Source organism: Alteromonas hispanica, assembly GCF_010500915.1.
In the GTDB taxonomy this organism is placed as follows: domain Bacteria; phylum Pseudomonadota; class Gammaproteobacteria; order Enterobacterales; family Alteromonadaceae; genus Alteromonas; species Alteromonas hispanica.
In genome coordinates this window covers 359,091-380,277 of record NZ_JAAAWP010000003.1, presented here as the reverse complement: position 1 = coordinate 380,277, position 21,187 = coordinate 359,091, and the positions used below count along the sequence as shown (strand labels likewise).

Here is a 21,187-nt window from a genome sequence, read left to right as displayed (position 1 = left end):
CTGACGATTTACTGGGGCACAGATCGAGATGTGCCCCTATTATTTAATTTTACTGGCCACTATTGGGCAAATGGGAGAGGTACCTCGGTGCCATTTATGGTTGCTGTTCCGTCTTTCAATGCAAATGATGTTTCAAAGCCCTGTTCGGTTTCCTTTAAAAGGCCCTGTTGAACGAATGAATCAAGCACCATTGGTACCTGCTGATCCGCTGCACTCTTAAGCTCATCGGCAGTCATACCTTGGGTTTGCGGGTTTGCAGCAAGCTCAGCTACCATGTACCCTGAAGCCATGCTTTCAACGAACGCTTTGTCGGCGCTAATTTGTGCATCCATTAATAGATGAGATACCCAATAAGCAACATCTTCCATGGTTTCAGGCAGTGAGGTTATGCCGGTCAACTTCGAGTTTGCTGTACCCTTAATACTCCCTTCTGGAAGCGTCATAGCTAGCTTTTTAATATTAATCTCGGGCTCTGTTTGCAGCTGCTGCAATAAATTATCTTTGATAAACACCTGAAGCTTTTCAGGCAAATCTTCGCTTGGAACCATCAACGATGCATTGCTAAATTCTTGATAAGCTTCAATGAAATCTATATCGAGATTGTTTACTGCAATACAATTGCAATGTCAGAAGCCTCTTGGGCCGCGCCTTTGATGTCATCAACGGCATATTCAAGATAAATATCTGCAGTGTTAGCTTGTTCATCTATGTCGGTAGTAGTGATCATACGCAAAGCATCAATAATGACATTCGTGTCTGTACTGTCTGAGAACTCTATTTGCTCTGCGGTCAGGGCGGCATCTGATTCGAAAAGCTTTCCACTTATCGCTGCCATAAAGTCACCGTGATAGGTCATATCAACAGCAGTATTTAACATGCCTAATGAGAAACCCGCTCCACTAATCTCAACAGATTTACTACTGCCAATGTAGCGAGTTGCGCCACCTTCGTCGCTTGCTTCTCCGTTAAAACCAGAAAATACGAATTCTATGTCGCCGTCATTTTCAAGCGCTTTTAACGCGGGAATAGTATCGGTATAACTCAGGCCGTTAAACAGGCCTACTTTCCCTTCATTATAATAAAACGGCTGATTTTCTTGCCAAGTAACATATCCGCGAAGTATGTTTCCATCAACACTCGCATTGTATTTTACTTTTGCAATGCCCACGCCGTCGCCAAAATAAACGGGGCCGTGAAATGCGTTTACTTTAGCAATAACAACAGGCTTATCTGGAGTGTCTTGTTCCGCAGGGTCTATCTGCTGTGCGGCTAGCAAAGTGTCGATTTCTAGAGAGAGTTCAATGGTAGCAGTGCTAGAAAACCAGCCCTTGTCATAGGAAAGTACACTCGCTGAATAGAGCGGATGGTCGTCTATTTTTTCTATCGCGGAACGAGTTTGCGATTCTACGCTATTGCCCACAAATGTGGGTGCTATTAATAACCCCGCGAGAGTTACACCGGCTCCAACAATAAACGCTTTATTCATATTACAGTCCCTTGTCCTTATTATTTACAGTCAAAAAATTACAGCTTTATACGGGTATAGCCATCTGCGTCGGGCTGTCCAAAAAGACGGGCAGCCTGGTGCACTTCGTTTGGTAAGCTGTCGTCGGGCTTAAATTTGCCTGATACCTGAAATTGCTTCATGTTTGCCGCAACGGTAGCGTTGATAGACAATCCCAGCATGTTTGGTTCACTCACGGTAATGCCGATATCTTCGCCTTCACAGCGCAGCTTAGCTGAGTATGTACCAAAGTCGATAGGGCCTTTGGTTCCCGCTACTGTGGCGTTAAGCCAATCTCCTGTGCCAGACAAAGAGCGACAGCTTGGCCCGTAATGGAGTTCGTCAAGCTCAACTTTAAAGCGTCCTCCAGCATTTACAGGTAAAGGAAGTTGAACTTGCGCCAGCACTCTGTCAACGGGCAAATAAAGCGTAAACGCCTCGGTGCTCACGGTTTTTTGGCTAAACAAGCCAGTGGTGATGGGGCCTGTAAACGCTATCTCGTTTTTATCGCGAACGTTGCCAGCTTTCACATCCAGATTAACTTGCCCAATTAGCATATAGAGCGGGTTAAGGTCCCATCTAAAGCTGTTAATGGGTAGACCATTAACCACCACTGTTTGTGCTTTACCTGAAAATAAGGTTCCACTAACCCCTTCAATAGAAACATTTTGCGGTAATGTAACGCGTCCAATAACGTGAACTGCGGGCATATAAGCAATAGCGAACAATAAAAATGCAACTATTCCACCTAATACCCAGCTTATTTTTGACTTCATGCTTTACCTAATCGTAATCGGCGAATTTTGATAAACCCTTCGGCATCGGCCGTTGTGATATCAGCTTGTAAAATCACTACCCCCATGTTTTCCATAGACTTTAGCCATTCCAGCACATCATTAAAGGGGGCTTGATCAACCCAAATTTGAAGCTCGTCATTTTGCGGCTGCATTCGGGAAATGGCAATGTCGTGCTTGGCAGTAGTGCGATTTACTGCTTGCGGCAATGAGCCTGAAAAGTTCTTTTCTGAACCAGAAACTCTGCGAAGCTGTTGGGCACGCGCTGCACTGTCTTTTACCCACACAAGCAGCGATTGTTGGTTGTCGAGCAACTTTTGCTGCTGGGCCAGCGCATTATTAAGCGGAGACCAGATAGCAAAATAAAACAGAGCGATAACAATGAAAACACCAGACAAGATAACCAGTTTTTGCTCGCGTTCTGTGAGCGCTTTGTATCTTTCTAATAACGCGTTCATGATGTACTCCTAATAGAAACTGTGCCTATTACACCGCTATCGCGATTATTAATTGCACCTTGCTCAACCAAAAAGCCAGCTTGTTCTACAGATTTTTTGAATTTTTCGAGTGCCTCAAAACTTTTACCCTCTGCCTGAATACGAATTTCTGTGCGGCTAGCGTCAAACCTAAGAGTTTGAGGTTTAACGCCCGTTGCTGAAAAAGCTGGAGAGAGTTGGTCGAGCATCACTAACATAGAGGCATTGCCGCCGCTTTGTTCTAGCTTAGCCATTTCGCTTTGCAGTTTGCGGCGAACGTCGCGATAAGCGCCAATATTAGGGAAGCCGCGTTTTACAGTGTCGCTAATTTGAGTTCGCAAGGCCTCGTTTTGAGATTTTAACTGATACAGCGAAACTGTTTTATCAATTAGGCTGGTACACAGCACAAGCACAGCAAGCACTGCAGCAACTCGCCATTGAGATAAAGCGCTGCTGCGCTTGCGTTTAATTCTGTATTCACCCTGACACAAATTAAAGCTTGTCGTCATAGCCTCCTTAGCAAGTACCTGCATAGGAAGCTCTAGCGGCGTTTCTGTTTCTTCAATATTAGGCAGGTTTGAAAGATCGATACCCGCAAAATTAGTCACCTTTACCGGTGTTTCATGCTGCGAGGTAAAGTGAGCAAGGGTAGGCAACAGCCACTCTTGTTCTCCTTGAATACCTTTAAAGTTATCTTGTCTTACTAGCAGTTGTTCGCTTAAAGTAAGTACTGACCAACCGTCTTCGGTATGGGGAACGGCAAGCACATCTGGAATAATGGTGTCACAAAACAGCTCAGCTTCTCCAAGCCACTGCTGCCACTGCTGGAGTTTTTCGTGACTTACAACCGCCACTGCCTGTTCATTGCCTATTTTAGGGCCCAAGGCAAAGAACTGCTGACTGATATCCGTGGCTAGCTCTTCTTCTAACATAAAAGGAAGTGCTGCAATCACCTTTCTTCCAGCGCGCGGAGGCAAGGTTACCCACTTCAGCAAGATCTCGCTGCTAGGGGCTAGCGCAATTACTGTTCGCTGTCCCGTACGCTCATTAAGCGTCGACAGTGCATCAGCATTCTCTAACTCGCCAGATGCAATGATGTCGTCATCTGTGGTTGAGTAAACCAGCCAGCTTACCGGGTCGCTTTTGTTTGCGCCCAACCGTACCAGTAGTTGTTCCATTATTGTGTTCCTCCGAACTCGCGCTTCAATATAGTAACGCCACTATCTGTGCTTGCTTGAAACACGGTGGAAAGCTTAAATGTTGCTTTATTGTATTGAGTTTTTGTATGCAAAATAAAGTATTCTGATTTAACCGTAAACCAGTCCCTTCGGGTATTTGATAGGCTTAGTGCCTGAATAGATGGTTCGTTTAAGAAGTCTTCCACTTCGTCCCAGCCGTCTTGCGGTCTGCTAGACAATAAGCTGGTAGCTTGTTGTAAATCTAGCCCGGTTAATCCCGCTAGCAAAGGAGCTTTGTCATCATCAAGGGTATTAACGTTCACTTTTAGCTCTACGTTATCCGGTATGACACACACCAGCGAAAGAACGTTGTTTAGCCACTGAGGCGATGCGCCGTTAATAATGCGCAATTCGCTGATAGACGCAATAGGTCCGTTTGCCGCTAAATAAGGATACTCCCGAGATTCGTATTCACTGTCTTCAGCGCCATAGGGCCGCTGGTTATCGTCCTCGTCTACCCAGTCGGCAAGACTGTCTCTAAGCGTCTCTGCGGTATAGGAATCTAAACCGTCGATACCCAAGGCCAGTAGCATATTGCTAAAGGCATCCATCGCTTCTGTTGTGTTGCCTGAATTATTTGAGCCAGCACTAGTTGCGCCAGAAGCAATAGCATTAAGATTAAAGCACGCCCGTAAGTCTTTTAAGTTAGCGGTTAGTCCACCACCATCTAAAGGGTAAGCGAATTCTTGTGCCCAAGGCTGATCTAGAGATATTTTTTCTGGCGTTTCTTCAATCAGCGTTTTAATTGATTTTCTCGCAAACGCCTCAGCCCCCATGGCATACCAGTAAGCCTGATTGTTATCTTTTAGATTCATGGTTCGCTGCACCTGAAGTTGCAGCCTAGTGCCCATCTCAGTGGCAAGTACCGCAACAAGGGCTACTATCATCAGTACAATCATCAGGGCAACGCCCTTCTGATTGGCGGGTGATTGAGGCACAGAACGTCTCATTACGAGTTACCCGATATCAAGGTAAACTCGCGGCGTAACAAGCCAAAGTCTTTACTCACAAACTCAATGGCCACAGCACGAGGCAGTACCTTGCCCTGATAACTTTCGCTCCATTTTATGTCGTCATCTTCTTCAACCGTGGATGAACTATTGTTGCCAGCTAAGAACTCAACCTTAAAGCTTTCTATTTCATCTAGCAGCACACGCACTTTGGGCTCGTAACCAATAACGTTATCAACATAGTTACTGTACAGACGCTCAAGCTGGTTGTCGCGAAGTCTGTAAGCTACATATTGGAGTGTGCTTCTTGGTAACATAAGTTGAGGGTTATGCCAGCCTCCGCGCACAAAGCCTATGCCATCATCGTCACTTCCCTCGACTTCTCCCCCCGCCATAACAATTTCACGCTTCTCTCCTTCTACCCGAACCGAACGAGATACCGCTTGCTGAATATCTCGCTCAATGGTCACCATAGCGCGCTGCAGTAGCTGAAGCTTTTCAAAACGTTCTTGTGACAGCGTATTGCTATCTATAACGGTGGTCAGTAAGCCGGTAGAGGCCAAGCCAATAAGCGTAAAAATCGCCATAGCGACAAGTATTTCAATGAGTGTGAAACCGCGCTGCATCGTATTAACTCTTCGTTGGTTTGGCGACGAAGGTAGTGACAGAGGTCACACTACTTGCGTAATTTTGGTCTTCGCCCACAGAGATTGTTACCGAGCGAAGGTCGGCATCGTTAGTCTTGGTTACTTTTTGTTGCCAAAACCAAGTTCTGTCGGCCATTTCCATAGAGCCTTTTAAATTGTTTTTAGGCGGCCATGTAGTTTCAAGTTGTAGCTGATTTAAACGATTGCTAGCAACCCAGTTCGCAAAGGTAACCGATTCAATTTGACCTACGCTAGATAAGTGATCGCCAGCGGCTTTTAATATAGCAGTGCCGGTGAGTGCAAAAATTAGCAGGGCAACCATAACCTCAAGAAGCGTAAGGCCTTGTTGCTTGCGGCGTAAAGAATGTAGCGACAAAGTCATAGTGGTCGCTCCAATGGTCCCTCAAGAAAGAGCGGCGGTAAGTCTTTATTTTGAAGACTAAAATAAACCGGGTCATCACCTTCGTCACCGTCGTAATTGAACGACAGCGTAAAGGGCGTTATTTCGCCGCTCGACATAATTAATATTTGCGGTGGAGGTAGCTTTTTATCTTCTTCGCTACCAATTTCTACGCCGTCTTCAGACACGCTTAAGGTTTCGTCGAACAATTCTCTGTCGAATAGTCTGTCTTCAACCACCCAAGGTAAATCATCTAAATTGAGAGTGAGCGTGAAAGGCTCGGGTAGGGTGTGCTCACCATATACCTTCTCATCTTCAATACGCTGCCATTCATCGTTATCGTCTAGATAAACGAAGTAATATTCGCTGTCGTCCTGCTCAACACGCACACCAAGTTGCTGCTGATTAAGCACGGCAAAGTCGCTTGCCATATCTACGATAACTTGTAGCCGTTGTGCTTGGCTCTTTAGTAAGTCTGACTTGCTGGCACCGAAAGCGTTAAACATAACGTAGCCAGCAGCAAGACCCATAAGTAGCAATACCAACATGACTTCTAATAGAGTGAAGCCCTTCGTTCTTAAATGAGTATTGCCACTATGATACATAACGTACTTAGTTAAGATATTCGTTGATATTCCAGTTGCCGATGTCGTCGTCGGTACCTGGTTCACCATCTGGGCCGTTAGAGAATATGTCCACCACACCAAGTTCTCCTGGGCTTATTAGCGCATAGGGGTTGCCCCAAGGATCTTCAGGTAAGCGTTTTATAAACCCGCCTTCTGGATAATTACGAGGAATCGGATCCACCGTCGGTGCTGTTACTAAGGCATCAAGACCTTGTTCAGTTGTAGGAAAACGGTTATTGCGAAGCTTATACATTTCCAGCGCACTCTCCATTTGCTGAATATCTACGGCCGCTTTCTTAAGCTGTGCCTCTTCTTGGTTGCCCAATATTTGAGGCGCAACCATTGATGCCATAATGCCGATAATCAACAGCACTACCATTACTTCAATTAAACTGAATCCAGAACTACGTTTTAAAGATTTCATTACATATTCACCATGTTGTTCAATGCTAAAATTGGCTGCAGAATTGCCATTACGATAAACAAAACTATTCCTGCCATTGTGACTATCAGTAAGGGCTCAAATACCTTCAGTGAGACACCAATAAGCGACTCGAATTCCCTATCTTGGTTATCTGCGGCTCGGGCAAGCATTTGTTGCAATTCACCCGACTTCTCACCCGACGCAATCATATGCATCATCATGGGTGGAAATATTTTTGTGTTATCTAGTGCAGCACGCAAGCTACTGCCTTCTTTAACGTTAATGGCAGCATCGGCTACTTGATTTTTTATGTACTGGTTTTCAAGTACATCGCCTGAAATTCGCATGGCTTCTAAAAGCGGCACTGCACTGGCGCTAAGAATACTTAGCGTACGTGCAAACCTAGCTGTATTAAGGCCTCTAGTAACCTTTCCAATGAGCGGTACTTTTAAAAGCGCTTTGTGATAGCGCAGTTTCATTAACTTTTGTTGTAAAACCCGCTGCAAGATAACAATGAGCACCGCAATGGCGATAAGCATCAACAGGCCGTAGTTTTGCAGCCAAGTACTGAGTGATATAAGAAACTGCGTTATGCCGGGAAGGTCCTGACCCATGTGGTCGAATTGCCCCACAATTTTGGGTACTACTACGGTAAGCAATAGCAGAACAATGCCCATTGCAAAGAACAGCATTAGCGACGGATACACCAGTGCCTGAGTAATTTGACTACGCGTTTGCTGGCGCCGCTCAGTGTAATCAGCCAAGCGATTTAATACTGTGTCTAAGTGTCCCGATTTTTCGCCTGCCGCTACCATAGAGCGATATAGGTCGTCGAATACGCTCGGAAATTCCGCAAGAGCGTCGGCTAAGCCATGGCCTTCAACTACTTTACTGCGAACCGCCATCATCATATTTTTCTGACGAGGCTTCTCACATTGCTCAGCAACAGCCAGCAGTGCTTCTTCTACAGGAAGTGCAGATTCTACAAGAGTGGCCATTTGGCGAGTGAGAAGCGCGAGGTCAGAGGCTGAGATACGCGGTTTAAACAACGTAAAGTTAAACCCAGCGCTATTATTTTGGGCGCGTTCGGCAACCTGCTCTACGTCAAGAGGGATTAAGCCTTTCTCGCGCAGCTGCTGGCGAACCTGGCGAGCATTGTCACCTTCAAGCACACCATTTTCATTTTTACCGCGGGCATTGACCGCTTTATAAGCGAACGCTGCCATATTAGTCTTCCCTCGTTACTCGTAATACTTCTTCAAGGGAGGTTACTCCAGACAGCACTTTTCTACAGCCGTCTTCTCGTATGCTAGGTGTGGTGGCTCTTATGTGACGTTCGATAGCTTGTTCACCCACCCCTTCGTGCATCATTTCCCGTACTCGTTCGTCAACAAGCAGTAGTTCATGAATACCGGTTCGACCGCGATAGCCGGTTTGATTACAAGCAGCACATCCGCGGGGCGTATAAATAACCGTGTCGGCATTAGCAGCAGAGCCTAATACTTCCAGCTGTGATGCATCTGGCGTGTGAGGCTGTTTGCACTCTTTGCACAAGGTTCTAACCAAGCGCTGCGACAGCACAGCCAGCAAACTCGACGAGAGTAAGAAAGGCTCGATGCCCATATCTTCTAATCGCGTAATGGCGCCAGCAGCGGTATTGGTATGCAGCGTGGATAGTACCAAGTGACCGGTTAAACTGGCTTGCACAGCAATTTGGGCGGTTTCAATGTCTCGAATTTCACCCACCATTACCACGTCTGGATCTTGACGTAATATGGCGCGTAAACCTCTTGCAAAGGTCATATCTACACGAGGGTTAACCTGAGTTTGCCCAATGCCGGGTAAATCGAATTCGATAGGATCTTCAACGGTAAGGATATTTCTATCTCGAGAGTTAATCTCGCTAAGACCAGCATAAAGCGTGGTACTTTTACCTGAACCGGTAGGGCCTGTAACCAAAATAATGCCGTGGGGCTTTCTAATTAACGAAGAAAAGTGATTGCGGTTTTCTAATGTCATGCCTAAATCTTCAAGGTTTAGGCGCGCATTATTTTTATCTAGAAGACGTAGTACTACTCGCTCACCGTGGCTAGAAGGCATGGTAGATACACGAACGTCTACTGCTCGTCCCGCAATTCTCAGCGTAATACGCCCATCTTGAGGTACTCGCTTTTCGGCAATATCTAACTTAGCCATAACTTTAATTCGCGACACCAGCATGGAAGATAGCTTGCGATTAGGGCGCAGTATTTCACGTAATACACCGTCTACACGAAAGCGTACGACCAATTGATTTTCGAAAGTTTCAATATGAATATCGGACGCACCTTCTTTTATTGCCTCACCAAGCATAGCGTTAATCAGCTTGATAATTGGCGCGTCGTCTTCACTATCAAGTAAGTCTTCTGTATCAGGCAAATCTTCGGCAAGGGCAAACAGGTCGCTTTCATTGCCTAAATCTTCCATTAGCTGTTTAGCAGCCGAACTATCCCGCTGGAAAGCGGTGGTAAGAAAGCTTTCAAACTCATCGGCGGGTATCGATTTAGGCACGAAAGGCTCGCCGTAAAAGCGGCGCACTTCAGCAAATACGTCAAACGGTGTGTTCTCGGTAAAATACAAAACAGCAGGAGTTTCGTTTACTTCCAGCAGCACTTGGTTTCGCTTTGCAAAACTAAAAGAAAGCTGTTTGGGCCCACCTTCTTGTTCTGGAAGATCATCTTCGCCCATGGCCTCTAGTACTTCTTCTTGTGCTTCGAGTGCCTGAGTAAGTTGTTCGTCTTGCCCTGACATACTACTCATTACCTTCTTTATTTTCTTTCTCAGTTAGATACTCTTCAAAAGAAGGGGGAAGCGACAGTTCATCATCCCAATTAGGCATTGTCGGTGTATCTGAGTTTGGCATTAACGACACACCGTCCTGCTGGCGTTTCAGCTGAAGCGCACGAATGTAATTGTACTTTCTATGGCTGATAGAGTTCATTGTGGCGCCGTCGCGAACGATCGTAGGCTTTAAAAATACCATTAGGTTGCGCTTACGCTTGCTAGTAGAGGTGGTTTTGAACAGGTTACCAAGAATAGGAATGTCACCTAGAAGCGGTACTTTTGACACACTTTCTTGAATGTCTTCATCTATCAACCCACCAAGTACAATAGTGCCACCATCATCAACAATAACCGTAGTTTTGATTTCACGCTTGTTGATAGAGATATCTACCGATGTTGCGCCGCTGACGCTTGAAACTTCTTGTTCAATTAGCAGTTGAACTGCATCACCTTCGTTTATTTGTGGAGTGACTTTAAGCTTTATACCCACTTCTTGACGATCTACGGTTTGGAATGGATTTGAATTATTGGCACCTGTTGTTGTACCCGTAATAATTGGAACTTCCTGACCGACAATAAAGAAGGCTTCTTCGTTATCCATTGTGGTTAGGTGAGGAGTAGCAAGAATATTAGAGTTAGTATCTGTACTCACTGCTTGAACAACCGCACCCCAGCCATCTTCAATAATGCCGGCAATCATACCGTTTGCGCCGCCAAGTAACTGTGCGAGAGGCTGAAAATTCCCTTCTATAGTATCGGTTGTTTCAACAACTTCACCATTCGCTGATGTTTGAGAGCGCGGCACCTGACGGTCTTCAGCTTGACGTAATGCAACGCCTAATGCGCCAACTGGAACAACGCCGTTGTTAAACTGTGTACCGCCGCCCTGCTCTGACACCCACTGCACTCCAAGCGTTGTGCCGTCACCTTCAAATACTTCAACAATAATGGCTTCAACTTGCACCTGAGCGCGGCGAATGTCGAGTTGACGAACCACTTCTTCAAGTGAGCGCATCATGTCCGGTTCTGCGGTAATTACGATGGCATTTGAGTCTTCATGGGCGTCTATACTGATATCGCGATTTGACGAAGAGCGGCGCGAAGAAGTGTTCGTGCTGCCCTGCACTTCGGCTTGGATACTTGCTGATACTCCCTGAAGTACTTTTACCATGTCTTCTGCTTTTGCGTAGTTTAGGAAAAGCACTCGGGTATTGCCGTTAGACTCAAGCTCTTGGTCCATGCGTTGGATAAGGGTGATGAGTCGCTGGCGCGCTTTAACGTCGCCGCTCACAATGACGGAGTTCGTTCTGTCGTCTGCTACTACACGTGGGTCGGATTTAGCACCGGTATTTGCTTTACCCTGCGATTTATTAATGCTTTCGATGATACGCACCATTTCAGACGCTGATGCATAGCGTAACTTCACGATTTCAACTTCTTCGTCACCGGCGCGGTCTACACGTTCAATTATTTCAACCAAACGGTTAACAACAGCAGCTCTACCGGTCAGCATCATAACGTTTGACGGGTCGTGGCTCACTACATTTCCGCCGCCGGCTTGGTCATTAAGTTGGCGAAGGATGGGGGCTAGTTCTCTAACCGGAACGTTGTAAACAGGCACAACGCGAGTGATGAATTCGTCACCGTCTTGCTGTGCCCCTTCAACCACCGGGATATTTGATGTTTTTGCATCTTTAGAACGCACCACCTTTAAAATGCCGCTTGGCATTTCAACAACAGCAAAATCATAAACTTGCAATACGTTGAGGAAAAACTGGTAATACTGATCTTCGCTGAGCATATCGTAACTACGCACGCTAATTTTGCCGCGTACATTAGGGTCGACAATAATCGTTCGCTCTAAGTTCTTGCCCACGATATTGATGAACTCATTAATATCGGTATCTTTAAAATTAGGCATGTATTCGGCGGCGGTCACCGAGACACACAGAAGCGCTGAACACACCGAAGTGATTAAGCGAGATAATAGTTTTTGGCTTGTGCGCCTTTTCATTCTAACTTCCTTTATTTCTTAATCTGCCTATGGCCGTTGTCGCCACGCTTCTTGCCTAACTGCAAATAATGTCAGTTTGTTATAAGAGTTTTATGACTCAGGCAAGTCGAGATACAGCGTGGTATAACTTCCATCGCGAATAATGGTTAATTCTATTGATTGCGAATTGCGAAGCTCAGATAGCGCCGCCTGCGATTGTTGTAAATCAGTAAGATCTAAACCGTTAATTTGTGAAATCACATCTCCTGATTGAAGACCCGCCGACGCAAACAGCGCAGGTTCTTTGCCGGGACTTACTTGATAACCTATTAATTGGCCGTCTTCCATTTTAGGAGATATCGAAATATAGTCGGTGAAATTAGCGGGGCTGTCTCGCAACGCAGCGGTAGCCTCTAGCGCTTCGTCACTAAGTCTTTGTTCTTCATCATCACTGTTGTTGCGCGCCGGTGAAGGCTGTTGGCGAGCTAGTTGTTCTCGCCTGCGGTTAGCTTCTTCATAATCTATACCGTCTAGCATCAGAGTTTCATTTCTTACTCCGTTTCTAATTATAACGCGGTCGTTATATACAGTCTGAAGCGTTGCATTAGTACCTTCAATTTTTTCACCTAAACCATAAACGGCTTGGCTGCCTCTGTTTTCAATAATCGCGGTGCCCGAGTTTTTTTCCGTACTTGCAACTACCCCAGTAAGCGTTAAATTCAAGCGAGTTTCTGGAGCGTCTGTTACTTTTTCGATGGTTTCTACTTTGGGGGCGGCTGCGGCATCTCCAAATAGATTAAGCTGTTGTATTTTACTTAGGTTGACCCCACTTCTTCCGTTCGACGTACTCACAGGGGCGATACGCGCTGTGGTAGGTGTCGCAGATAATTGTGGTTCAGGTATAATCTGCCACATAAGTTTGGCTGCGAATGCAATTAAATACAGACTTAGCAGAACCACTACAAGGGTGTGTAGTTGTTTTTGATGCTGGTTAACAAAAACAACCAGGGTTTGTGGATTGGGTTTATTGAATGTCATGCTGCCACTGATGGTACTGCTTTTTAAAATTAAGTTAAATTTTTGGTTAACCGCGCTTTGGCGACCCATAATAGCCTAGTAAAGGTTAGGGTCACAACTCTAAAGCAACACCGTTACGAAATTATTATATGAACCAATCGAATAGCAACAATACAACACAAAATGTCAGGCTGGACAAGTGGCTGTGGGCTGCAAGGTTCTTTAAAACTCGCGCGATAGCACGAGACATGGTGCAGTCGGGTAAAGTTCACTACAACGGACAGCGGGCTAAACCAAGCCGAAACGTAGAGGTTGGTGCACGGCTTTTAGTTCCCTCGGGCTTTGATAATCGCGATATTGAAGTGCTGGGTGTAAGCGATAAACGGTTGAGTGCACCGCTGGCACAGCAACTTTACGAAGAAACACCTGAAAGTGTAACAAAACGTGAAGAAAACCAGGCGGCGCGAAAGCTCAATGCCTTTCATAGCCCGAAACCCGATCACAGGCCTGATAAAAAGCAGCGACGACAGATTATTAAATTTAAACAGCAGTAACACGCTGTAAACAGGATTATTATGAGCGACTTCGACCAATTACACCGCTTTCTTTTTACTCAAGCTAACGTGCGTGGCGAGCTAGTTCGTCTTAACGACAGCTTAAAAAATATTGTACATAGCTACGAGTACCCCGTTCAGATTCAACAATTGCTTTGTGAAATGGCGGCGGCAACCTCATTACTCACCGCAACATTAAAGTTTGAAGGTGAAATTGCGCTACAGGTACAAAGCAAAGGGCCAGTAAGTTACGCGGTAGTGAATGCGACACACAATCAAACCCTTCGTGGTGTTGCGCGCTGGGATGAGACTCTAGCTACGTTGCCAACTAGCTTTTCTGAATTACTCACTCAAGCGGTATTAGTGATTACCATTACACCAGATGAAGGTGAGCGATACCAAGGCGTGGTAGCACTTGATAAACCCAGTTTGGCAGAATGTATAGAAGGCTACTTTCAGCAATCTGAACAGCTTGCTACAAAAGTTCAGCTAATGACAGACCTTCAAGATGCGCAAAATGCAAAAGCAGCCGGTGTTTTGCTGCAAGTATTGCCAGCCGAGGCCGGTGCAACAGATGTGTCAGCTGCCAACGACTTTGAGCACATCAGTAAATTAACGGAAACGTTAAAAGAAGAGGAAATGTTCACGCTGTCAGTTGAAGAAATACTCTACCGCCTGTATCACCAGGAAGAGGTAGAAGTGTATCAGCCGAAACCAGTATCATTTGCGTGCACCTGTTCAAAAGAACGCAGCGCAGAAGCACTTCGACATGTAGAAAAAGCAGAGCTTATTTCTATTATCGAGGAAGAAGGGGCGGTAAAAATGAACTGTCAATATTGCCATGTTGAGTACCGATTCGACAGGATTGATGTGGAAGCTATCCACAATGGCAATTTTGATAGCCCCTCTACGAATCAGTAAACGGTTTAGAAGTCTCTTAAATTGTACTGCAATTGACCAGTGGTTAAAAAGTGACCACTGGTCAATATGTTGGTAGTCACTTGCTTCCTCGCTTTTTTCTCTGCATGTAAATCTCAACTTTTTTCAAAATTTTTCCAACGGTTAAGTGGCGAAAAGTGAATATAAATAACGAAGGTAATACCAATTTAATTGTTATATTTGCGGGGAAAACGTTTTTTTGTAATTAAATAACAATATTTTTGAAAGTTAACTCATTTTAATTCGGTTTCGTTCTGGTTTTTGTCTCAATAGGCCTTGTTTACTTTGGGTTTGTCATGGTGGTACTTTTTTGTAAGGCGTTTTGAAATATTACATAAAAGGTAACCACTATGACTGCTGCTGCATCAATTCAAACGGATCTGAAAGTTACACCTCTCACTAACCTGACCTCTGCCGAGCTTATTCAGCGAGCCCTTGAACGTGGCGAAGGCGTTCTCGATAAGAATGGCGCGCTTGTTGTTGAAACGGGTAAGCGAACAGGGCGTTCTCCTAACGACAGATTTATTGTTAAAGAGCCTTCAAGCGAGAATGAAATCGATTGGGGTAAAGTGAACAAGCCCTTCGACGTAGATAAGTTCGATGCATTATGGGACCGCGTTGACGCATTTCTATCATCACAAGAGCACTTTTTATCGCATTTGCAGGTAGGTTCAGATCCAGAGCACGCGATACCTCTAGAGGTTCGTACGCAGACTGCATGGCAGCATGTATTTGCCCGCAACTTATTCATTATTCCAGAGCAGTGGAACACAAGAGACGAGCAGCCTTGGCAAATACTCAATGTACCTGGGTTTGAGTGCGTGCCAGAGCGTGATGGTACGAACAGCGATGGCACCGTAATTATCAACTTTGCGAAAAAACGCGTGTTGATCGCGGGCATGCGTTATGCCGGCGAAATGAAAAAAGCGATGTTCTCGGTACAAAACTTCCTGCTACCTGCAAAAGATGTTCTGCCTATGCACTGTTCGGCAAACGTGGGTGAAGAAGGCGATGTTACTTTATTCTTCGGTTTGTCAGGCACGGGAAAAACCACATTGTCTGCCGATCCAAAGCGCTTCCTTATTGGCGATGACGAGCACGGCTGGGCTCCGGGCAGCGTATTTAACATTGAGGGTGGATGCTATGCAAAATGCATCGATCTGTCGCAAAAAAATGAGCCGGTAATTTGGGATGCAATCAAATTTGGTACCATTTTAGAAAACGTTGTGCTTGATGAAACACGCACACCGGTTTATACAGATACATCGCTTACTCAAAACTCGCGTGCCGCTTACCCGCTAGAGCACATTGAAAAGCGCGTTGAACAAAATAGAGGTGGTGAGCCACGCTCTGTAGTTTTTCTTACCTGTGATGTTAGCGGCGTATTACCTCCAGTATCTGTGTTGAGTGAAGAGGCTGCTGCCTATCATTTCCTCAGTGGTTACACTGCGAAAGTGGGCTCTACGGAAATCGGTTCTACAAGCGATATCGAATCTACATTTTCTACGTGTTTCGGCGCGCCCTTCTTCCCCCGTCCTGCAAGCGTTTATGCAGAACTGCTAATAAAGCGCGTGAAATCGTTTGGTGCAAAAGTGTTCTTGGTGAATACGGGCTGGACTGGCGGGCCATACGGAACAGGAAGCCGTTTCGATATACCCACTACTCGCGCCATTATCGACGCCATTGTCTCGGGTGAACTTGAAAATGTTGAAACTCAGCACATTGATGGACTGAATCTGGATGTTCCTGTTGCAGTTCCTGGTGTTGATACAAACCTACTTGTCCCTAAGAATACGTGGGAAGATAAAGCACGCTACGAAGAATTTGCGGCTAATTTAGTAAATGACTTCCAGCAAAACTTTGAAAAATACGATGTGAGTGATGCAATCGTTAAGGCCGGTCCAGGAAACTGATACGGTTAAGATTTCTCATGTGAAAAAAGTTAGTTAACAGAACTAGCTTAGAGCAGTAGCAAACAGAAACGCCAAGCCCACGCATAGCCGTGGGCTTTTTTTTAACAATTTTTACATTATGAATACGTATGTTTATTTTGTTTGGTATTCGGCCTCGGTATCATCAATATTCCACTGACTTTTTAGTGCGTAGGCAAACGGTCTTTTACCCTGCACCGAGCTTGTACCATGCACTTACACTTTTTAAGGTTTGAAAATGTTGAGATCCACCAAGCCGTTTTTGCTTTTAGCTTCGTTATCAGCCTTTTTTAGCTCGTTAATACACGCTGAAATAGTTGGCTATGTGTTAAAGGGAAATACGCTGCATGTGAATACCGACACAAGCGACTTTACCGTGTCTGTTACGGCAACAAACAGCTTTGTGGTTACCCTTAAAACCGACGATAGTGGCAAAGCATATGCTAATTTGCCAAGTATGGCGTTAGTTCACTCTACTATAGGCGAAGATATCAACCCTACTGTAGAGGACACCCCTACAACTATTTCGTTGAACTGGCAAAATGCTACCGTCAATATTGATAAAGCCTCCCATCGCATGACTTATCTTATGAACGGGAAGCAAGTGGTGAAAGAGCAAAAAGGCCTGTCAGTGCAAGGCGAAAGAATTTCAGCGTCGTTTTCCTTAGATGATTCAGAAAAAATTTATGGCGGGGGGCAGCGCGTTTTAGGTATGGATCGTCGTGGCCAGCAGATGCCGCTTTATAACAAAGCACATTACGGCTACACCACATCGTCAAGTCAGATGTATTTTGGTTTGTCTGCTGTGATGTCTTCTAAGCACTATGCCGTTCTTTTTGATAATACCGCGTCGGGAACCCTAGACATTGGTGCAAGCAATACCAATGAGTTGTTGTTTCAAGCTGACGGCGGTAGGGCTAGCTATGTAATAGTGCTTGGTGAAAGTGTGGCCGATACGGTGCAAAAAACGGTTTCGCTAACGGGCAAGCAGCCGTTGCCGCCAAGATGGCTGTTGGGAAATTTTGCCTCTCGGTTTGGCTATAAAAGTCAGCAAGAGGTAATAGATGTAGTTGGCGCGTTTAATCAGCAAGATATTCCTGTCGACGCTGTGGTGCTGGACCTTTACTGGTTTGGTAAAGACGTTAAAGGCCATATGGGAAATTTACAGTGGGATAATGCTGCGTTTCCAGAACCTGAGCAAATGATAGCGCAGCTAAAACAGCAAGATGTAAAAACTGTGCTTATAACAGAGCCTTTTATCCTCACTTCTTCAGCACAATGGGAAAGTGCGGTATTAAACGACGCCTTGGTAAAAAAAGCGGATGGAGCGCCTTACACGTTCGATTTCTATTTTGGTAATACCGGGCTTGTAGATGTATTTAGCGAGGCAGGCCAAGACTGGTTTTGGCAGTTCTACGAAAAGCTTGCTGCTCAGGGCGTAGCAGGCTGGTGGGGAGATTTAGGCGAACCAGAAGTACACCCAGATGACAGCATTCACCTATGGGATTCTAAACCGGTACGAGCGAAAGCATTACATAACGGTTATGGGCACCAATGGGCAAAGTTGGTTTATAGCAATTTGCGAAAGCTACAGCCAGAAACCCGTCCGTTTGTGCTCATGCGCTCTGGGTTTATTGGTAGTCAGCGATACGGAATGGTGCCATGGACTGGTGATGTAAGCAGAAGTTGGGGAGGACTCGCGCCTCAGGTAGAGTTGGCACTACAAATGAGTATTTTTGGTCTGGCGTACACACATTCTGACCTAGGTGGCTTTGCAGGAGGCGATGCCTTCGACCCAGAACTTTACACGCGTTGGTTACAGTTTGGTGCCTTCACCCCTGTTTTCAGGCCGCATGCTCAAGACAGTATTGCGCCTGAGCCTATTTTCCACCCCGATCCGGTAAAGTCTATTGTAAGAGAGTTTATAAAGTTACGTTACGCCATGTTGCCGTACAATTATGGGTTAGCGTTTGAAAATGCATTAAGCGGTTCGCCGTTAATGCGTCCTCTCTCGTACGTTTACTCTGATGATAAATGGTTTAATCATGCCGACAGCTATATGTGGGGCGATGCACTGTTGGTGTCGCCAGTCACGCAGCCCAAGCAGTCTCAGTGGAATGCATTATTACCAGAGGGCGTATGGTTCGACTTTTTCTCAGGCGAGCGCTTCGTTGGCGACCAAGAGGTGACGTATCCTCTGCTGGACGACAACTTTCCCGTATGGGTAAAAGCGGGCAGCTTTATCCCTATGTCAGAAGGATTGAGCCGCACCGAAGATTACGACCCTTCACGCTTAACCATGCATTACTGGTTTGACAATTCAGTTGCGTCTTCAGGCTATACGCTTTACGAGGATAACGGTAAAAGCCCCTATTCAGTCGACAAAAACACCTTTGCTACTATCGAGTTTAAAGCCTTGCGCAGAGGAAATAGTAGCGTAATGGTGTCGATAAACAGTGATGGTAGCTACATTGGTATGCCACAGCAGCGCGAATTTTTGTGGGTAGTTCACGGTTTTGAAGACGCGCCTAAAACCTTGCGTGTCAATGGTAGAAACACCAATTTTAACTGGAACGAGAAAAAGCAAACGCTCACGTTCACAGTGCCATATACCTACCAGCAAGCTGTTGATATTACGATAAACTAAGTCTAAGCCAGCATTGATGTACTGGGTTAACCTTTTACTGGTGAAAAGGGAATGAAAAATTCGGCGACTAGGCCTTGCTGTGGATGATTGCGCAGGGAAACCTCGCCGTGGTGGGCTTCAATGATTCGCCTAATAATAGCCAGCCCAAGGCCGGAGCCTGATGAGTTCCGCGCCTTATCACCTTGAGCAAAGGGTAAAAATACATTGTCTAAATCGGCATGTGGAATACCTTGACCAAAGTCTCTTACTTTGCAATACACGCGCTTCTCATGGCGGTTGTAAAAGCTGCTAATGGCGATGTCGTCAGAACCGTATTTGAATGCATTTTCAATCAGGTTATCGATAACCCTTTTCATCGCGACTCTTCTTAAAGGGAGCATTGGGAGCGAGTTTAGCTGAAGCTCTATATGATGCTTCTCGTCAAGCTGTCTTGCCTGAACAAGGTCGGCAATAATAGAGTTTAAATCGGTTTCTTGGGTAACTTCTTCAGTGTCATAACGGGCATAATCGATAAATTGATCGATAATGGCATTCATATCTTCAATGTCGTTCACAATGCCGTCTTTAATCCAGTCCTGATCTTCTGGCAGCATCTCCGAGGCAAGCCTGATACGGGTTAGCGGCGTTCTTAGGTCGTGGGAGATTCCGGCTGTCATCACATTTCTATCAGTTTCGAGCTGCTTGATACCCTGATTCATGCGATTAAACGCCCGGGTAACCTGAATCATTTCAGTGCTGCCTTGTTCAGGCAAAGGAGAAGGATGTTCGCCTTTACCTACCGCAATAGCCGCTTTTTGTAATGCTGATAGCGGCCGTGTCATTCGTCCTACAAATAACCATCCACCGGCAACGCTCAAAATACCTATCACCATTAAATACATCGTAAGAGGAGAAATGTTGGCTTCATTTAACCCTGAAATGGGAATGGATATCCAAGTGTCAGGGTAGCGATTAAGAGAAATCCACACGGTATAGGGAGCGCTTTCATCACTGGCTTGCGACTCGGTGCTTATGCGAACGTCGGCAAGTTGATTAATGCTTTCACTAATTTGAGAAGACATGAAGCCATAGTAAACAGCTGTGTCTAACCCATTTTTTCGCGCTACGCTTTCATCGAATACATTAACTTGCGTGTCTTTGTAATAGGCTGTGCGAGTGTCTTGATTGCTTACCAATAAGTCGTTAGCTAATACCGACTTTACTTGTGTCGCTAATAAACTATTAATTTGTTGATAGCTTGGCTGTATAAAATAGTAAGTAACGGAAATGTACGACACTATTTGATTAATTAGCAGCAAAACACCAATCAATAAGACAGTTTGTCCAAAAGCACTTTTTGGCGTTATACGCATGCTTGTCTCACATTAACGTCTCACATTAACACTATACTTGCTCGCCATCGGGCACAAATACGTAACCTAAACCCCACACGGTTTGAATATAGCGAGGGTTGGCTGGATCTTCTTCTAGCATTCTGCGCAAGCGAGATACCTGCACATCAATGCTACGCTCAAGCGCGCTATAGTCTCGACCCCTAGCGAGGTTCATAAGTTTATCTCGAGAAAGCGGCTCTCGCGGGTGAGTAACTAACGATTTAAGCACCGCAAATTCGCCGCTAGTTAGCGTTAAAGGCGTACTGCCAGATGTCATTTCTCGAGTCGCTAAATTTAATGTGTAATTACCAAACTCAACAATCTGCACATCTTTTGACGGTGCACCCGGTGCTTCACTGCTGCGTCTTCGTAAAACTGCCTTGGCTCGTGCAAGCAACTCTCTAGGGTTGAAAGGCTTCGGAAGGTAATCGTCGGCACCCATTTCTAAACCAATAATACGGTCTACTTCATCACCTTTGGCGGTAAGCATGATAATAGGTATGTCATTACCTGTTTGACGTAAACGACGACAAATAGAAAGGCCGTCTTCGCCAGGTAACATAAGATCTAGCACCATCAGATGAAAGTTTTCGCGTTCTAATAATCTGTCCATTTGCTCGGCATTTGCGGCACTTCGGACTTGATAGTCTTGCTCTAGTAAATAGCGCTCTAATAGGCTTCTAAGGCGCATATCGTCATCGACAACGAGAATCTTTGAGGTTTCCTGACCCATGATCATACTCTTGGTAATACTTTTGTTTCACTATAACCACAAGGCGATAAATACAAAAGCAAGAAAATGTAAAATGAGGAGGGGGTTTGTTACAAATAGTGTCTAACCGATAAAAAGG

20 protein-coding genes are annotated in these 21,187 nt (G+C 45.3%); 4 read left to right on the top strand and 16 right to left on the bottom strand.

What is annotated here, in order from left to right:
- Positions 1–59 precede the first annotated feature (59 nt).
- The 14 genes from GTW09_RS17685 to gspC all read right to left on the bottom strand — a co-directional run bounded on the left by GTW09_RS17685 (position 60) and on the right by gspC (position 12,913).
- Positions 60–551, bottom strand: a complete 492-nt coding sequence (locus GTW09_RS17685; protein ID WP_275407090.1) for a DUF945 family protein — start codon at positions 549–551, stop codon at positions 60–62.
- Positions 552–604: 53 nt separating this feature from the next.
- Complete coding sequence (locus GTW09_RS17680) at positions 605–1,486, bottom strand: DUF945 family protein (protein ID WP_275407089.1); 882 nt, start codon at positions 1,484–1,486, stop codon at positions 605–607.
- 38 nt (positions 1,487–1,524) lie between these two features.
- Positions 1,525–2,280, bottom strand: a complete 756-nt coding sequence (locus tag GTW09_RS07155; protein WP_163111215.1) for a type II secretion system protein N — start codon at positions 2,278–2,280, stop codon at positions 1,525–1,527.
- Positions 2,277–2,756, bottom strand: coding sequence for a type II secretion system protein GspM (gspM, locus tag GTW09_RS07150; protein WP_071980970.1), 480 nt, complete (start codon positions 2,754–2,756; stop codon positions 2,277–2,279). The genes GTW09_RS07155 and gspM overlap by 4 nt, the downstream gene beginning before the upstream one ends.
- Positions 2,753–3,952, bottom strand: coding sequence for a type II secretion system protein GspL (gene gspL, locus GTW09_RS07145; RefSeq protein WP_163111213.1), 1,200 nt, complete (start codon positions 3,950–3,952; stop codon positions 2,753–2,755). Before gspL ends, gspM begins: the two co-directional genes overlap by 4 nt.
- A complete protein-coding gene (gene gspK, locus GTW09_RS07140) occupies positions 3,952–4,962 on the bottom strand; it encodes a type II secretion system minor pseudopilin GspK (RefSeq protein WP_163111211.1) in 1,011 nt (336 codons plus the stop codon). Before gspK ends, gspL begins: the two co-directional genes overlap by 1 nt.
- Complete coding sequence (gene gspJ / locus GTW09_RS07135) at positions 4,962–5,588, bottom strand: type II secretion system minor pseudopilin GspJ (RefSeq protein ID WP_163111209.1); 627 nt, start codon at positions 5,586–5,588, stop codon at positions 4,962–4,964. Before gspJ ends, gspK begins: the two co-directional genes overlap by 1 nt.
- A 4-nt stretch (positions 5,589–5,592) precedes the next feature.
- Positions 5,593–5,991, bottom strand: coding sequence for a type II secretion system minor pseudopilin GspI (gspI, locus tag GTW09_RS07130; protein WP_163111207.1), 399 nt, complete (start codon positions 5,989–5,991; stop codon positions 5,593–5,595).
- Positions 5,988–6,614, bottom strand: a complete 627-nt coding sequence (gene gspH, locus GTW09_RS07125; RefSeq protein WP_163111205.1) for a type II secretion system minor pseudopilin GspH — start codon at positions 6,612–6,614, stop codon at positions 5,988–5,990. The genes gspI and gspH overlap by 4 nt, the downstream gene beginning before the upstream one ends.
- A 7-nt stretch (positions 6,615–6,621) precedes the next feature.
- The gene (gene gspG, locus GTW09_RS07120; protein WP_071980965.1) at positions 6,622–7,059 is read right to left on the bottom strand and encodes a type II secretion system major pseudopilin GspG; all 438 of its coding nucleotides are present in this window, start codon (positions 7,057–7,059) and stop codon (positions 6,622–6,624) included.
- On the bottom strand, positions 7,059–8,285 hold the full coding sequence (gene gspF, locus GTW09_RS07115; protein WP_163111203.1) for a type II secretion system inner membrane protein GspF: 1,227 nt from the start codon (positions 8,283–8,285) through the stop codon (positions 7,059–7,061). Before gspF ends, gspG begins: the two co-directional genes overlap by 1 nt.
- Before the next feature lies 1 nt (position 8,286).
- The gene (gene gspE / locus GTW09_RS07110; RefSeq protein ID WP_163111433.1) at positions 8,287–9,849 is read right to left on the bottom strand and encodes a type II secretion system ATPase GspE; all 1,563 of its coding nucleotides are present in this window, start codon (positions 9,847–9,849) and stop codon (positions 8,287–8,289) included.
- 1 nt (position 9,850) lies between these two features.
- Complete coding sequence (gspD, locus tag GTW09_RS07105; protein WP_163111201.1) at positions 9,851–11,896, bottom strand: type II secretion system secretin GspD; 2,046 nt, start codon at positions 11,894–11,896, stop codon at positions 9,851–9,853.
- Positions 11,897–11,986: 90 nt separating this feature from the next.
- Positions 11,987–12,913, bottom strand: coding sequence for a type II secretion system protein GspC (gspC, locus tag GTW09_RS07100; RefSeq protein ID WP_163111199.1), 927 nt, complete (start codon positions 12,911–12,913; stop codon positions 11,987–11,989).
- A gap of 128 nt (positions 12,914–13,041) precedes the next feature.
- On the opposite strand from gspC, the gene hslR reads away from it, so the two are divergent.
- The 4 genes from hslR to GTW09_RS07080 all read left to right on the top strand — a co-directional run bounded on the left by hslR (position 13,042) and on the right by GTW09_RS07080 (position 18,963).
- Positions 13,042–13,446: a ribosome-associated heat shock protein Hsp15 gene (gene hslR / locus GTW09_RS07095; RefSeq protein WP_163111197.1), complete on the top strand. Its 405-nt coding sequence runs from the start codon at positions 13,042–13,044 to the stop codon at positions 13,444–13,446.
- Positions 13,447–13,467: 21 nt separating this feature from the next.
- A complete protein-coding gene (gene hslO / locus GTW09_RS07090) occupies positions 13,468–14,367 on the top strand; it encodes an Hsp33 family molecular chaperone HslO (protein ID WP_071980960.1) in 900 nt (299 codons plus the stop codon).
- A 368-nt stretch (positions 14,368–14,735) separates the two neighbouring features.
- The gene (locus tag GTW09_RS07085; RefSeq protein WP_163111195.1) at positions 14,736–16,298 is read left to right on the top strand and encodes a phosphoenolpyruvate carboxykinase; all 1,563 of its coding nucleotides are present in this window, start codon (positions 14,736–14,738) and stop codon (positions 16,296–16,298) included.
- 256 nt (positions 16,299–16,554) lie between these two features.
- Positions 16,555–18,963 carry a TIM-barrel domain-containing protein gene (locus GTW09_RS07080; RefSeq protein WP_163111193.1) on the top strand — a complete coding sequence of 803 codons (2,409 nt, stop codon included), beginning with the start codon at positions 16,555–16,557 and terminating at the stop codon, positions 18,961–18,963.
- A gap of 26 nt (positions 18,964–18,989) precedes the next feature.
- On the opposite strand, the gene envZ is transcribed toward GTW09_RS07080, so the two are convergent.
- Complete coding sequence (gene envZ, locus GTW09_RS07075) at positions 18,990–20,315, bottom strand: two-component system sensor histidine kinase EnvZ (RefSeq protein WP_163111192.1); 1,326 nt, start codon at positions 20,313–20,315, stop codon at positions 18,990–18,992.
- A 31-nt stretch (positions 20,316–20,346) separates the two neighbouring features.
- The gene (ompR, locus tag GTW09_RS07070; RefSeq protein WP_163111189.1) at positions 20,347–21,069 is read right to left on the bottom strand and encodes an osmolarity response regulator transcription factor OmpR; all 723 of its coding nucleotides are present in this window, start codon (positions 21,067–21,069) and stop codon (positions 20,347–20,349) included.
- Positions 21,070–21,187 lie beyond the last annotated feature (118 nt).

What these genes read in the sequence shown, in the direction of transcription:
- GTW09_RS17680 (WP_275407089.1), bottom strand. Translation starts at nt 1,486, where the DNA reads ATGAATAAAGCGTTTATTGTTGGAGCCGGTGTAACTCTCGCGGGGTTA.
- GTW09_RS07155 (WP_163111215.1), bottom strand. Translation starts at nt 2,280, where the DNA reads ATGAAGTCAAAAATAAGCTGGGTATTAGGTGGAATAGTTGCATTTTTA.
- gspM (WP_071980970.1), bottom strand. Translation starts at nt 2,756, where the DNA reads ATGAACGCGTTATTAGAAAGATACAAAGCGCTCACAGAACGCGAGCAA.
- gspL (WP_163111213.1), bottom strand. Translation starts at nt 3,952, where the DNA reads ATGGAACAACTACTGGTACGGTTGGGCGCAAACAAAAGCGACCCGGTA.
- gspK (WP_163111211.1), bottom strand. Translation starts at nt 4,962, where the DNA reads ATGAGACGTTCTGTGCCTCAATCACCCGCCAATCAGAAGGGCGTTGCC.
- gspJ (WP_163111209.1), bottom strand. Translation starts at nt 5,588, where the DNA reads ATGCAGCGCGGTTTCACACTCATTGAAATACTTGTCGCTATGGCGATT.
- gspI (WP_163111207.1), bottom strand. Translation starts at nt 5,991, where the DNA reads ATGACTTTGTCGCTACATTCTTTACGCCGCAAGCAACAAGGCCTTACG.
- gspH (WP_163111205.1), bottom strand. Translation starts at nt 6,614, where the DNA reads ATGTATCATAGTGGCAATACTCATTTAAGAACGAAGGGCTTCACTCTA.
- gspG (WP_071980965.1), bottom strand. Translation starts at nt 7,059, where the DNA reads ATGAAATCTTTAAAACGTAGTTCTGGATTCAGTTTAATTGAAGTAATG.
- gspF (WP_163111203.1), bottom strand. Translation starts at nt 8,285, where the DNA reads ATGGCAGCGTTCGCTTATAAAGCGGTCAATGCCCGCGGTAAAAATGAA.
- gspE (WP_163111433.1), bottom strand. Translation starts at nt 9,849, where the DNA reads ATGTCAGGGCAAGACGAACAACTTACTCAGGCACTCGAAGCACAAGAA.
- gspD (WP_163111201.1), bottom strand. Translation starts at nt 11,896, where the DNA reads ATGAAAAGGCGCACAAGCCAAAAACTATTATCTCGCTTAATCACTTCG.
- gspC (WP_163111199.1), bottom strand. Translation starts at nt 12,913, where the DNA reads ATGACATTCAATAAACCCAATCCACAAACCCTGGTTGTTTTTGTTAAC.
- hslR (WP_163111197.1), top strand. Translation starts at nt 13,042, where the DNA reads ATGAACCAATCGAATAGCAACAATACAACACAAAATGTCAGGCTGGAC.
- hslO (WP_071980960.1), top strand. Translation starts at nt 13,468, where the DNA reads ATGAGCGACTTCGACCAATTACACCGCTTTCTTTTTACTCAAGCTAAC.
- GTW09_RS07085 (WP_163111195.1), top strand. Translation starts at nt 14,736, where the DNA reads ATGACTGCTGCTGCATCAATTCAAACGGATCTGAAAGTTACACCTCTC.
- GTW09_RS07080 (WP_163111193.1), top strand. Translation starts at nt 16,555, where the DNA reads ATGTTGAGATCCACCAAGCCGTTTTTGCTTTTAGCTTCGTTATCAGCC.
- envZ (WP_163111192.1), bottom strand. Translation starts at nt 20,315, where the DNA reads ATGCGTATAACGCCAAAAAGTGCTTTTGGACAAACTGTCTTATTGATT.
- ompR (WP_163111189.1), bottom strand. Translation starts at nt 21,069, where the DNA reads ATGGGTCAGGAAACCTCAAAGATTCTCGTTGTCGATGACGATATGCGC.